The following is a 15,186-nucleotide window of genomic DNA, read 5'->3' on the forward strand; positions in this document are numbered from 1 at the left end:
CAGCATAGATTTTCAGGGAATCTATATCATTATGAGTTACGGGCCAACACCTACAACTAACGCTCCAGCGAGTTCGGGCACTACGACATCGCAATTATCTCAATATTGTGCGTCAGGTTCAGATACCGGTGCAGCAAAAGGGCGTGAATTTACCTTAAATCCGAACGCTGAAACGTTTATTCCACGTTCACAACTTCCTCATCGTGGTCATCAACATTGGCACAGACCCTCAAATATTCAAGACCGGCCAGTAACTGCATGTCAGCGCCCTACTCCCCGGACGTTTCACCCAGAGGCGAAGACCTACTCTCCTATAGCCCTTAGAAAAGAGATCGATAGCGCTTTCGCAATGCTCAACAATCAAAATTTCATTGATGCAGAAAAAAAATTCCGGGTCATCTTAAACAGCATACATGGCATACCGGATCCATTCGAAAAGCGGAACGTAACCGTAGGGCTTGCAAGATCGCTAAAAGAGCAAACCTGCGAAAAACAGTTGGAAGCCTGCTCTATTCTGGAAGAACTCAGGTTAGATGGAACACTCAACAGGTTCGGGGCTTCGACCATTTATAACCTTGATCTGACCCTGAGCCTCTGTGAAGAGGCACTTGGAAGACACTTTGATGCCGAAACCCGACTGTTGAGGCTGAGAAAAAAAAGGCTCGATGCCGATGAGAGAACCCTGTGCGAACCTTCTCGCTATTATGCCGCAGATATTAATAATGCCCGACTGTGGCAGTCTATGGGCAAATACACTCTGGCTGAAACACTGTTCCTGAACATAAAAAAAGAACTGATTAAAAAGCTGCAGTCAAATCCCTATTCTCCTGATACATCAAAACTGCGTAAATACCTCGATACCGTCAATATAGCCCTGGTGCGACTCTGGCAGTCTATGGACAAACATCAAGAGGCTGAACTCCTGATGCTCGGAATCATTGGCAAGCGCCCCGATGACCATGAGGACGTACTCTGCAGGCAATCTGATCGTAAAGACGTTGATCTGGCTCTGACGTTTATCTGGCGGGCGTTGGGCCAGCATGAGCGGGCTGAGAGGCTGCTGCTGAACATCAGTCGCAAGCATCCCGATGACAGTGAGGAGATTCTCTGTCGCCCCACTGGCGATCCTGCCATTGACATAGTTCTGGTGCGAACCTGGGAAGAAATGGACAAATTTGAGCTGGCTGAAAAGCTGCTGCTGAACATAAGTGGCAAGAGACCCGACGACAATGAGGAGCTCCTGTGTGAACCCTTTGGGCATCATGATATTGATCTCGGTCTGGCACTGCGCTGGCAGAGGAAATACAAATATATACGAGCTGAAAAACTACTGCTCAACATGAGTGGAAAGCGCCCCGGTGACAGCGAGGAAGAACTGTGCAAGCTCTCTGGGAATCGTGAAATTGATTTGGCTCTGGCACGACATTGGGAGCTGACGGGCAGATATAAACTGGCTGAAAAGCTGCTTCTGAACATCTGTGGCATGCACCCCAATGCCAGTATAGACAGCCTGTGCAGCTCCTGTGGGAACATGGAAAATGACCTCGCTCGGGTGAGACTCTGGGAAATGATGGGCAAACATGAATGGTCTGAAAAGCTGATGCTGAACATGATTGGCATGCCCCCCGGAGCTATTGTGGAAGAGCTGTGCAAACCATTTGGGCATCATGACATTGACCTGACTCGGGCGCGACTCTGGCAGGAAATGAAGAAATTTGAACTGTCTGAAAGGCTGCTGCTGAACATGAGTGGCAAGCACCTTGATGCCGATGAAGACAGCCTGTGCAAACCTTCCGGGAATCAACAGATTGACCTGACTTTGGTAAGACTATGGGACACTTCGGGCAAATGTGAAGAGGCTGAAAGACTGACCAGGCGTTGCTGTGAGTTATATCATTCGAATGAATGGCAATTAACCCTGTTGTGCTTATCTACCGGGAAAGCGGGATTTCTGGAAATGATCAGCCGCTGTCCGGAAAGTGTCAATACTCTGGTGGCTACCTCGATCCATTATTTCACCCTGGCTTGTGACCAGATAAAAAAAGACGGCCCGGAGTCTGCAAAGGAGAACCTTGAAAAGGCGCTTGAGCAGGTTGAATCAGCGTTGCAAAAATACCCTCCGAATGCGGGAGCTTATTCACAAAAAGCCCATTGTCTCAGGATGCTGGGTCGAAGTAAGCAACAATGGACAGAATGTTTTGCTAGAGCGCAAGCCCTTGACTCCAGGCGAAACCAAAAGGAGAAAGCCGATTTTTGGCGGAGGCACGAATACATTGCTCTTGAGATAGTAAGAGGTCTCACAGGTTAGATGGCCTTGTACTTTATTACGTCCACTGCCTGTCAAAAAGTCTAAGTTTCAGGGAATTAATGAGGCTATGAATTACGGATTACCAACAACAACCAGTTTCGCGACCCGTTCGTGCACCGCAACCGTTGCCACACCTCAACCGCTGCAATATTGTGCCTCAGGTTCAAATGCTAACACTGAAACAACAAAGCCTCCGTTTAAATTAAACCCGAAAGCGCCAGCGTTTATTCCACGGATGCAACCTGATCAGCCTGTTCAGAAAGATCCGGGCGTACCCTCAAATATCCTGGACCGGCGGGCAAAGGCATACCAGTGTATGTCTCCCCGAACGTTTCAGCAAAGGGTGAATAAATCCTGTCCTGAAACGGCTAAAAGGATCGATAGCGCTTTCAAACTATTAAAAAAACAAGATTACATAAATGCAGAAGCAGCATTCCGCACCATCTTGCAAGATGAACAACTGAATGAATTCGATCACCAGAGAACCGTCATAGGGCTTGCAAGATCGCTGAAAGAACAAACCTCGGAAAAGAAGAAAGAAGCCCTTACTCGTCTGGAAGAACTCAGGGTGAATGGTACGTTCACCGAGTCTGGAGCTTCAACCATTCGTAACCTTGATCTGACCATGAGCCTCTGCGAACAGGCACTTGGACGGTTCCATGATGCGCAAGCACGACTTTTAAGGTTGAGAAACAAAAAGCCCGATGCAGACGCGGAGACACTTTGCCAGCACTCTGGCTATTTTGACGTTGATATCGCTAATGCACGACTATGGCAGCATATGAGAAAATACCAGCTGGCTGAAAAACTGCTGTTGGGCATGAAAGCAGGGCTGATTGAAAAGCTGCAGTCGGACCCACACGCTGGCATAGTGGAAAGGCTGCATAATTACCTCGATAGTGTAAATATAGCTCTGGTGCGATACTGGCAAGAGGTGTGCCAATATGATCGGGCCGAAGATCTGCTGCTAAACATGGGTGGCAAGCACCCGGATGAAAGTATCGAAACCCTGTGCAAGCCCTCTGAGCATCACGACGTAGACCTGGTAAGACACTGGCAGGTGATGGGCAAATATGAATGGGCTGAAAAACTGCTGCTCAACATGATTGGCAAAGACTCCAAAGACAGTATCGAGATCCTCTGTACAGCCTCTGAGCACCCCGAATTCGATCTGTCTCTGGCGCTTCTCTGGCATGCGACAGGCAGATATCAACTGAGTGAAAAACTGCTGCTCAACATGATTGTCAAGCATCCCGATAACGCTGAGGAGATCCTGTGTACGCCCTCTGGAAAACATGAGATTGATCTGGCTCTTGTACGACTCTGGCAGGAGATGGGCGAATATCAAAGGGCTGAAATACTGCTGTTAAACCTGAGTCTCAAACACCCCGATGAGAGAGAGGAGTCCTTGTGTCAGCCCTGTGGGCATCATGACATTGACCTGACCCTCGCTCGACTCTGGCAGAAGTTGAACAAACATAAACAAGCAGGAATACTGCTGCTGAACATGAGTGGCAAGCGCCCCGATGCCGCTATGGAAGAACTTTGCAGGCCCTGTGGCAACCGTGACATTGACCTGGCTCTGGCGCTGCATTGGGAGATAGTGAATAAACATCATCTAACTGAAGGGCTGCTGCTGAACATGAGCAACAAGGACCTCAACGACAGTGAGGACAGTCTGTGCATGCCTTGCGGGAATCATGATATTGATCTGGCTCTGGTACGCCTCTGGGAGCTAATCGACAAAGGTAAACAGGCTGAAAGACTGATTGAGCGTTGCTGTGAATTATACCATTCGGATGAATGTGAATTATCCTATCTGTCCTTATCTGCCGGGAAAGCAAAGTTTATGGAGGTGATTAACGGGTATTCGGAAAGTGCCAATAAGTTGCTGCTTATCTCAATCCACTATTTTGTGATGGCGTGTAAGCAGATATCAGAAGCCAGTCCGAAGTCAGGAGAAGAAAACCTCATTAAGGCGCTTGAGCATGTGCAATTAACACTTGAGAGGTACCCCCCGACTGCGGGAGCTTATTCACAAAAAGCGCACTGTCTCAGAATGCTGGGCGCCAATGAGCAAGAATGGAGGAAATGCTTCCAAAAAGCCCAAGCCCTTGACTCCAACCGAAAACAGAAGGGTAAATCGGATACCTGGCGAAGCAACGAATACGCGGCTCTTCAAAAAGTACTGGCTCAGACATAAGCATGAACTTTTATATCCGTTGACTGTCCAATGGCACAAGTTTCAGAGGAAGTTTCATGACTATGAATGACGGATTACCACCAACCTACAACTGCGCATCCGGTACGACATCGCAACCGGCGCAAAATCGCTTTACTGACTCCAATGAGGAAGCAAAGCCTCCATTTAAATTAAACCCGAAAGCTCCACCGTTTATTCCTCGTGCTTCTGGTGTTGATCGACTTTCGAACACACCCACAACTATTAATCGCCGAAAAACAACTGCGTGCCTGACACTTTCTTCCCAGACATTGCACCCATCGGTGAAGAGGACATCTCCTGAAGCGGCCAGTGAAAAGATCAATAGCGCTTTCGATTTATTGATGAACCAAAATTTCATTGACGCGGAAAACACATTCCGGGCCATCTTGCAAGAATACGCGGACTTACTGAGAACATCCGACTACCAAAGATCAATCATAGGGCTGGCAAGATCACTCAGAGAGCAAACCTGTGAAAAGCAAAAAGAAGCCTGTTTTCATCTGGAAAAACTAAGGTTGACTGGAGAGTTAAACGAATTCGGGGCTTCGACCATTCGTAACCTTGATCTGACCCTGAGTCTCTGTGAACAGACACTTGGGAAGAACCCTGATGCTGAAGCACGACTTTTGAAACTGAGAGACAAAAAGCCCGGTGCTGATGAAGAAACCCTTTGCCAGCATTCTAATTATTTTGATGCTGACATGGCTAATGCACGACTATGGCAGTTTATGAGGAAATACCAGCTGACTGAAAAACTGCTGCACAGCATGAAATACGGGCTCATTGACAGGCTGCAGTGGAACCTGCACGCAGCGCTTGCAGAAAAACTGCAAGATTTCCTCCATAAAGTCAATATAGCTCTCGCGCGATGCTGGCAAGAGACAGGCCAATATGAATGGGCTGAAGATCTGCTGCTCAACATGAGTGGCAAGTACCCCGGTAACAGTATCGAGCTCCTGTGCAAGCCCTCCCGTCATAATGACGTGAACCTGGCCCTGGTGCGACTCTGGGAAGTAAAGGGTAAACATGAGCTGGCTGAAAGACTAATGCTGGCCATGAGTGGCAAGTGCCCCGATGACAATGAGGAGACCCTGTGCACGCCTTTTGGAAAACATGAAATTGATCTGACTCTGGCACAATTCTGGCAGGTGACAGGCAAACATCAACTGAGTGAAAAACTGTTGCTCAACCTAATTGACAAGCACCCCGATGACGCTGAGGAGATCCTGTTCACGCCCTCTGGAAAACATGATATTGATCTGGCTCTTGCACGACTCTGGGAGGTAACGGGCCAATATCAACGGTCCGAAAAACTGCTGTTGAGCATGAGTGTCAGGCACCCCGATGTGAATGAGGAGACCTTGTGTCAGCCCTGTGGATATAATGACATTGACCTGACTCTGGTTCGACTCTGGCAGAGGTTGAACAAACATAAACAAGCAGAAATACTGCTGCTGAACATGAGTAACAAGCGCCCCGATGCCGCTATGGAAGAACTTTGCAGGCCCTGTGGAAACCATGATATTGACCTGGCTCTGGCGCTGCATTGGGAGATAGAGAACAAACATCATCTAACTGAAGGGCTGCTGCTGAACATGAGCAACAAGCACCTTTTCGACAGTGAGGACAGCCTGTGCATGCCTTGCGGGAATCATGATATTGATCTGGCTCTGGTACGCCTCTGGCAGATGATCGACAAAGATAAACAGGCTGAAAAACTGATTGAGCGTTGCTGTGACTTATACCATTCCGATGAATGTGAATTATCACATTTGTCCTTATCTGTCGGGAAAGCAAGCTTTATGGAGGTGATTAACAGGTATCCGGAAAATGCCAATCAGTTGTTGGTTATCTCAATCCATTATTTTGCACTGGCGTGTAAGGAGATATCAGAAGCCAGTCCCAAGTCAGGAGAGGAAAACCTCATTAAGGCGCTTGAGCATGTGGAATTAACACTTGAGAGGTACCCCCCGACTGCTGGAGCTTATTCACAAAAAGCGCACTGTCTCAGAATGATGGGGAAAAATGAGCAAGAATGGGGGGAATACTTCCAAAAAGCCAATGCCCTTGACTCCGCCCGTAAATATAAGGGTAAAACGGACGCCTGGCGAAGCAACGAATACGCGGCTCTTCAAAAAGTATTTGCTCAGACATAAGCATGAACTTTTATGTCTATTGACTGTCCAAGAGCGTAAGTTCCCAGGAAGGTCATTTGGCCATGAGCTACGGATTACCCACAAAAATTGCCTCGACCAGTTCTAAAAGCACCACGACATCACAGCCGTCAGAGTATTCTGCATCAGGTTCAGATACCGGTGCGTCAAAAGGGCGAAAATTTACCTTGAATCCGAACGCTGAAACATTTATCCCACGTTCGCAACTTCCTCATGGAGATCATCGTGGTCATCAGCATTCGAACAGACCCTTAAATATTCCAGACCGGTCAACAACTGCATGCCAGAGACCTACTCCCCGGACGTTTCAACCAGAGGCGAAGACCTACCCTCCTGACGCTCTTAAAAAAGAGATCAGTAGCGCTTACACAATGCTCAACAATAAAAATTTCATAGATGCAGAAAAAGCATTCCGGGTCATCTTACACGGCAAGCATGACATACCGGATCCGTTCGACAAGCATAACGTGATCATAGGACTTGCAAGATCGCTAAAAGAGCAAACCTGCGAAAAACAGCTGGAAGCCTGCTCTATTCTGGAAGAACTCAGGTTAGATGGAAAATTCACCAGGTTTGGGGCTTCGATCATTTATAACCTTGATCTTACCCTGAGCCTCTGTGAAGAGGCACTTGGAAGACTCTTTGATGCCGAAACCCGACTGTTGAGACTGAGAAAAAAAAGCCGCAATGCCGATGAGAAAACCCTGTGCGACCCTACTTGCTATTATAACGCAGATATTAATAATGCCCGACTGTGGCAGTCTATGGGCAAATACACTCTGGCTGAAACACTGTTCCTGAACATAAAAAAAGAACTGATCAAAAAGCTGCAGTCAAATCCCTATTCTCCTGATACATCAAAACTGCGTAAATACCTCGATACCGTCAATTTGGCTCTGGGGCGAATCTGGCAGTTGATGGACAAACATCAAATGGCTGAAGAAGTGCTGCTGGAGATGGTTGGCAAACACTCCGGTGACAGTGAAGACACGCTCTGCAAGCACTCTGGTCATAAAGACATTGACCTGGCTCTGGTGCGAGTCTGGCAAGCAAAGGGTAAATATGAACAGGCTGAGAGACTGCTGCTGAGCATGAGCCAAAAGCATCCCGATGACAGTGAGGAAACTCTGTGCAACTCCACCAGCCACAACGACATTGACTTGGCTCTGGTGCGAATCTGGCAAGTGAGGGGTAACTACCAACGGGCTGAGAGACTGCTGCTGAACATGAGTCGCAAGCGTCCCGATGACAGTGAGGAGATTCTGTGCAACCCCATTAACCATCGTGACATTGACCTGGCTCTGGTGCGACTCTGGGAAGTAATGAACAAACAAGAGCTAGCAGAAAAACTGCTTCTGAACATGAGTGGAAAGCGCCCCGGTGACAGCGAGGAAGAACTGTGCAAGCTCTCTGGGAATCTTGAAATTGATATGGCTCTGGTACGACATTGGGAGCTGACGGGCAAATATAAACTGACTGAAAAGCTGCTGCTGAACATGAGTGGAAAGCGCCCCGGTGACAGCGAGGAAGAACTGTGCAAGCTCTGTGGGAATCGTGAAATTGATATGGCTCTGGTGCGACTCTGGGAAGTAATGAACAAACAAGAGCTGGCAGAAAAACTGCTGCTGAACATGAGTGGAAAGTGCCCCGGTGACAGCGAGGAAGAACTGTGCAAGCTCTCTGGGAATCGTGGAATTGATATGGCTCTGGCACGACATTATGAACTGACGGGCAAATATAAACTGGCTGAAAAGCTGCTGCTGAACATGAGTGGAAAGCGCCCCGGTGACAGCGAGGAAGAACTGTGCAAGTTCTGTGGGAATCGTGAAATTGATTTGACTCTGACACGACATTGGGAGCTGGCGGGCAAATATAAACTGGCTGAAAAGCTGCTGCTGAACATGTCTGGCAAGCACCCCAATGCCAATATACACAGCCTGTGCAGCTCCTGTGGGAACATGGAAATTGACCTGGCTCTGGTGAGACTCTGGGAAATGATGGGCAAACATGAATGGTCTGAAAAGCTGATGCTGAACATGATTGGCATGCCCCCCGGAGCTATTGCAGAAGAGCTGTGCAAACCATTTGGGCATCATGACATTGACCTGACTCGGGCGCGACTCTGGCAGAAAATGAACAAATTTGAACTGTCTGAAAGGCTGCTGCTGAACATGAGTGGCAAGCACTTCAATGCCGATGAAGACAGCCTGTGCAAACCTTCCGGGAATCAACAGATTGACCTGACTTTGATAAGACTATGGGACACTACGGGCAAATGTGAAGAGGCTGAAAGACTGACCAGGCGTTGCTGTGAGTTATATCATTCGAATGAATGTCAATTAACCCTGTTGTGCTTATCTACCGGGAAAGCGGGATTTCTGGAAATGATCAGCCGCTGTCCGGAAAGTGTCAATACTCTGGTGGCTACCTCGATCCATTATTTCACCCTGGCTTGTGACCAGATAAAAAAAGACGGCCCGGAGTCTGCAAAGGAGAACCTTGAAAAGGCGTTTGAGCAGGTTGAATCAGCGTTACAAAAGTACCCTCCGAATGCCGGAGCTTATTCACAAAAAGCCCATTGTCTCAGGATGCTGGGTCGAAGTAAGCAAGAATGGACAGAATGTTTTGCTAGAGCGCAAGCCCTTGACTACAGCCGAACCCAAAAGGGGAAAGCTGATTTCTGGCGGAGGAATGAATACATTGCTCTTGAGATAGTACGAGGTCTCACAGGTTAGATGGCCTTGTACTTTATTACATCCACTGCCTGTCATAAAGTGAAAGTTTCAGGGAATTAATGAGGCTATGAATTACGAATTACCAACAACAACCCGTTCCGCGCCCCTTTCGTGCACCGCAACCGTTGCCAGATCTCAGCCGCTGCAATATTGTGCCTCAGGTTCAAATGCCACCACTGAAACAACAAAGCCTCCGTTTAAATTAAACCCGAAAGCGCCAGCGTTTGTTCCACGGATGCAACCTGTTCAGGAAGATCCTGGCGCACCCTCAAATATCCTGGACCGGCGAGCAAAGGCATACCAGTGGCCGTCTCCCGGGACGTTCCACCAAAGGGTGAATAAATCCTGTCCTGAAACGGCTAAAAGGATCAATAGCGCTTTCAAACTATTAAAAAAACAAGATTACATAAATGCAGAAGCAGCATTCCAGACCATCTTGCAAGATGAACAACTGAATGAATTCGACCACCAGAGAACCGTCATAGGGCTTGCAAGATCGCTGAAAGAACAAACCTCGGAAAAGAAGAAAGAAGCCCTTACTCGTCTGGAAGAACTCAGGGTGCATGGTGCTGAACATGGGTGGCAAGCACCTCGATGAAAGTATCGAGACCCTTTGCAAACCCTCTGGGCATCATGACATAGACCTGGTACGACACTGGCAGGTGATGGGTAAATATGAATGGGCTGAAAAACTGCTGCTCAACATGAGTGGCAAAGACTCCAAAGACGGTATCGAGAGCCTCTGTACACCCTCTGTGCACCCCGAATTCAATCTGGCTCTGGCGCTTCTCTGGCAGGAGACAGGCAAACATCAACTGAGTGAAAAACTCTTGCTCAATGTCATTTACAAGCACCCCGATGACACTGAGGAGATCCTGTGCAAGCCCTCTGGAAAACATGAGATTGATCTGGCTCTTGCACGACTCTGGGAGCTAATGGGCCAATATCAACGGGCCGAAAGGCTGCTGCTGAACATGAGTAACAAGCGCCCCGATGCCGCTATAGAAGAACTTTGCAGGCCCTGTGGAAACAATGACATTGACCTGGCTCTGGCGCTGCATTGGGAGATAGAAAACAAACATCATCTAACTGAAGGGCTGCTGCTGAACATGAGCAACAAGCACCTCAACGACAGTGAGGACAGCCTGTGCATGCCTTGCGGGAATCATGATATTGATCTGGCTCTGGTACGCCTCTGGCAGATGATCGACAAAGATAAACAGGCTGAAAAACTGATTGAGCGTTGCTGTGACTTATACCATTCCGATGAATGTGAATTATCACATTTGTCCTTATCTGTCGGGAAAGCAAGCTTTATGGAGGTGATTAACAGGTATCCGGAAAGTGCCAATCAGTTGTTGGTTATCTCAATCCATTATTTTGCACTGGCGTGTAAGGAGATATCAGAAGCCAGTCCCAAGTCAGGAGAGGAAAACCTCATTAAGGCGCTTGAGCATGTGGAATTAACACTTGAGAGGTACCCTGACTGCTGGAGCTTATTCACAAAAAGCGCACTGTCTCAGAATGATGGGGAAAAATGAGCAAGAATGGGGGGAATACTTCCAAAAAGCCAATGCCCTTGACTCCGCCCGCAAATATAAGGGTAAAACAGACGCCTGGCGAAGCAACGAATACGCGGCTCTTCAAACGGTACTGGTTCAGACATGAGCGTGAACTTTTATGTCCATTGATTGTCCAACCATTACCCCACTGCCTGAACCTGTCACATTCAGACAGGTGTACCGCTTTCCAGAGAGTTTAAATGGCTATGAATTACGGATTAACAACAACCAGTGCCGCCGCAAATTCGGGCACCTCGACCACTACGGCATCACAACCGAAACAGGATTGTGCGTCAGGTACTGATACCCCTGCGACAACAGAGACTGGATTTACCTTTAACAGGAGAACTCGAACGTTTATTCCAAGTGCTCCGCATCATCATGGTGTTCACAAACGTTCGAACAGGGCTGCAAATATTTCAGAACGACAAGTAACTGCAAACCGGAAGTCTACTTCCCGTCCGTTTCAACCAGCTGTCAGGGAAGCCTCTTCACAACTGATTGCAAAAGAGATCGATAGTGCTTACGCAATACTCAATAATCAAAATTTCATAGGTGCAGAAAAAGCATTCCGGATCATCTTAACCGACAATTGGGGCGAACTGACTACGTTCGAAAAGGAGAACACAACCGTAGGGCTTGCAAGATCACTAAAAGAGCAAACCCGCGAAAAACAGATAGAAGCCTGCTCTCTTCTGGAAGAACTCAGGTTGGAAGGTAAACTCAGCTGGTTTGGGGCTTCGACCATTTGTAACCTTGACCTGACCCTGAGTCTTTGCGAAGAGGCCCTTGGAAAGCAACTTGAGGCTGAAAGACGACTTTTGAAACTGAGAAGAGTAAGTCCCAATGCCAATGAGAGAGCCTTGTGCAAGTCTTCTCGCTATTATCCCGCAGATATTAATAATGCCCGACTGTGGCAGTCTATGGGCAAAAACACTCAGGCTGAAAGGCTCCTGCTGAACATCAAAGCAGATCTGATCGAAAGGCTGCAGTCAGAACGCTCCGCTGCAATTGCACCAAAGCTGCAGAAATACCTCGACAGCGTAAATATGGCGCTGGTGCGACTCTGGGAAGTGATAAATAAACATGAATCGGCTGAAAAACTGCTGCTGATCATGAGTCGCAAGCATCCCAATGACAGTGAGGAGGCTCTGTGCAAGCCCTGTGGGCATCTTGACACTGACCTGACCCTCGTACGACTGTGGCAGATAAAAGGCAAAAATAACCGTGCTGAAAAGCTGCTGCTGAACATGAGTGGTAAGTGCCCCGGTGCCAGCGAGGAAGAACTGTGCAAACCCTGCCGTAAGCATGACATTGATCTGACTCTGGTAAGGCATTGGGAACTGACAGGCAAAAATAAATTGGCTGAAAAGCTGCTGCTGAAAATGAGTGGCAAACATCCCGATGCCAGTGAAGAGATTCTCTGCAAGCCCTGCTGGCAGACTAAAATTGACCTGACACTGGTGCGACATTGGGCGGCTAATGGCAAACATAGCCTGAGTGAAAGACTGCTGTTGAACATGATTCACAAGCACCCCGATGACGATGAGGACATCCTGTGTGAGCCCAGCGGACATCATGATATTGACTTGGTTCGGGCGAGAATCTGGCAGGAAATGGATAAAACTGAACGAGCTGAAAGACTGCTGCTGAACATGAGTGCCAAGCCCCTCAATGACAGTGAGGAAAGCCTGTGCAAACCCTCTGGTCATCATGACATTGATCTGGCTCTGGCACGACTATGGCAGATAATGGGCAAACATGAACGGGCTGAAAGACTACTGCTGAACATGAGTGGCAAGCAACCCGGTGCCAGTGAAGAGATTCTGTTTCAGCCTTGCTGGAAAAATGTCATTGATCTGACCCTGGTGCGACAATGGGATGTCATGGGCAAATATAAATGGTCTGAAAAACTGCTGTTGAACATGAGTGGCAAGTCCTCCTGTGCCAGTGAACAAGAACTATGCAGGGCCTGTGGCCATAACGAGATTGACCTGGCTCTGGTGCTACTCTGGGAAAAACTGGAAAAACATGAGCTGGCTGAAAAACTGCTACTGAACATGAGTGGCAAGTCCGCCAATGACAGTGAAGAAAGCCTTTGCATACCCTTTGGCCAACATGACATTGACCTGGCTCTGGTACGACTCTGGGAGATGATGGGCAAACATGAATGGGCTGGAAGGCTGCTCAGGCGTTGCTGTGACTTGTATCATACGAACGAATGTGAATATACGCTGTTATGTTTTTCTGCGGGGCAAGCAGGATTTATGGAAATGATTGGCAACTATCCAGAAACTGCCAATACCTTGCTGGTCACCTCGATCCACTATTTCAACCTGGCTTGTAAGCAGATAACAAATGACGACCCGGAGTCAGGAAAGGATAGCCTTGAAAAGGCGCTTGAGATTGTTGAGTCAATACTGAAAAAGTACCCTCTATACACGGGAGCTTATTCGCAAAAAGCGCATTGTCTCAGGATGCTGGGCAGAGGTGAGCAAGAATGGAGGGAATGGTTTGAAAAAGCAGCATCCCTTGACCCCGGTCGGCTTTATAAAGAGAAAACTGATTTGTGGCGAAACAACGAAGCCACCGCTCTGCTGAAGTTGCGCAGTCTCAAAGTTTAAATAGATAGCCATGAACTTTTATGTCCACCGACTGTCCAGCCGAAGAGAAAAAAAGACAAGAAAAGAAAAAAAAGACACCCATAAATTTGCTTTACCATCCACCTAGTCTACTTTTCACCTACAACTGATTTTTTGCCCAGACAGGTGAGTTCATGGCCCAAGCTCGCAACACCCTGATTGATCCCGGCTCAACGCCTTATTACCACTGCATGGCAAGATGTGTTCGTCAAGCCTACCTCTGTGGAGAGAACCATCTGACTGGCAAGAACTACGAGCATCGCCGCCAGTGGGTGGTGGATAAACTTCGGGAACTGGTTTCAGTCTTTGCTATCGAAGTCTGCGCTTACGCTGTCATGTCGAATCATTATCACGTGGTTTTGCACATCAATCAGTCATCTGCCAGAGGCTGGTCACGGAATGAAGTGCTTCACCGTTGGACGACCTTGTTTACAGGCCCACTTCTGGTGCAAAGGCATCTGGCCGCTGACAAACTGGGCAGCGCTGAATTGGCCCGTATTGATGAATATGCTGAGGAATACCGGCGTCGTTTAACGGATATCAGCTGGTTTATGCGCTGCCTGAATGAACATCTTGCTCGTGAGGCCAACAAAGAAGACGAGTGTAAAGGACGCTTCTGGGAAGGACGCTTTAAAAGCCAGGCATTGCTGGACGAAGCAGCGTTACTGACCTGCATGACCTACGTTGACTTGAATCCGATTCGGGCAGGAAAGGTAGAAACACCCGAAGAGTCGGACTACACGTCGATTCAGGAACGAGTGGAGCAGATTGCACATTCTGAGACCAAAAGGCAGCCACTGACGCTGAAACCTTTCTGTTTGCAGGGCCAGAATACGGACGTTGCCCTTCCCTACCTTCTTCACGACTATCTGGAACTGGTTGACTGGAGTGGTCGCATTGTCAGAACAGACAAGAAAGGTTCCATCCCGTCGTGCACCCCTCCGATTCTTGAAAGATTGGAAATTGATCCGGATGAGTGGCTGAAAACCATGCAATGGAATAATCGTTTTTATCGGGCAGTTGGCCGTCTGGAAGCGATGAAGGCCTTTGCACTTGAAGTTGGACAGAAGTGGCTTCGAGGTTTAAACGCCTGCAGGCGGTTGTATCTGACAAGTTAGCGTAGAAGTCAGTTAAGAAATTAAACACTTTCTCTTTATCCCTCCTCGACTTTAAGTCGGAATAAGTTTGTGTCGTCTGAACATGGCTCGAGCAGCCTCTGTTCGTCGAATGCTCCTGTGTGGCTCGCTGATAGGCTATTCGAAGATAGGTTTTCAGATCCTTTTTTGGGAATACAGTTTTTAAATGTCTTATTTATTTAATGGATGTCTTATTTTTCCTCCTGTGTGGCTCGCTGATAGGCTATTCGAAGATAGGTTTTCAGATCCTTTTTTGGGAATACAGTTTTTAAATGTCTTATTTATTTAATGGGTGTCTTATTTTCTTCAAAAGGTGCAGGCCTCACAGGTTAAATAGATAACCCTGAACTTTTTTGTCCGTTGACTGTCCAAAAACTACCTCTTCTGTCTTCAGGCAACACATTC

General features: G+C 47.8%; 8 protein-coding genes. All 8 read left to right on the plus strand.

All coding sequences use genetic code 11. The features are described from left to right. Positions 1–31 precede the first annotated feature (31 nt). Complete coding sequence (locus tag ACOMHB_RS18530; RefSeq protein WP_448217723.1) at positions 32–2,308, plus strand: tetratricopeptide repeat protein; 2,277 nt, start codon at positions 32–34, stop codon at positions 2,306–2,308. Positions 2,309–2,375: 67 nt separating this feature from the next. After that, positions 2,376–4,511 carry a tetratricopeptide repeat protein gene (locus ACOMHB_RS18535; protein ID WP_448217724.1) on the plus strand — a complete coding sequence of 712 codons (2,136 nt, stop codon included), beginning with the start codon at positions 2,376–2,378 and terminating at the stop codon, positions 4,509–4,511. Positions 4,512–4,573: 62 nt separating this feature from the next. Further along, on the plus strand, positions 4,574–6,688 hold the full coding sequence (locus tag ACOMHB_RS18540) for a tetratricopeptide repeat protein (RefSeq protein WP_448217725.1): 2,115 nt from the start codon (positions 4,574–4,576) through the stop codon (positions 6,686–6,688). Positions 6,689–6,750: 62 nt separating this feature from the next. After that, complete coding sequence (locus ACOMHB_RS18545) at positions 6,751–9,441, plus strand: tetratricopeptide repeat protein (protein WP_448217726.1); 2,691 nt, start codon at positions 6,751–6,753, stop codon at positions 9,439–9,441. 67 nt (positions 9,442–9,508) lie between these two features. After that, entirely contained in the window at positions 9,509–10,039 is a 531-nt protein-coding gene (locus tag ACOMHB_RS18550; protein ID WP_448217727.1) for a hypothetical protein, read from the plus strand. Beyond that, a complete protein-coding gene (locus ACOMHB_RS18555; protein ID WP_448217728.1) occupies positions 10,017–10,982 on the plus strand; it encodes a hypothetical protein in 966 nt (321 codons plus the stop codon). Before ACOMHB_RS18550 ends, ACOMHB_RS18555 begins: the two co-directional genes overlap by 23 nt. A gap of 227 nt (positions 10,983–11,209) precedes the next feature. Continuing rightward, positions 11,210–13,627 (plus strand): hypothetical protein, encoded by a 2,418-nt coding sequence (locus tag ACOMHB_RS18560; protein WP_448217729.1) that lies wholly within the window; start codon positions 11,210–11,212, stop codon positions 13,625–13,627. A gap of 152 nt (positions 13,628–13,779) precedes the next feature. Further along, a complete protein-coding gene (locus tag ACOMHB_RS18565) occupies positions 13,780–14,763 on the plus strand; it encodes a transposase (RefSeq protein WP_448217730.1) in 984 nt (327 codons plus the stop codon). Positions 14,764–15,186 lie beyond the last annotated feature (423 nt).

The organism is Endozoicomonas sp. 2B-B (genome assembly GCF_053470045.1).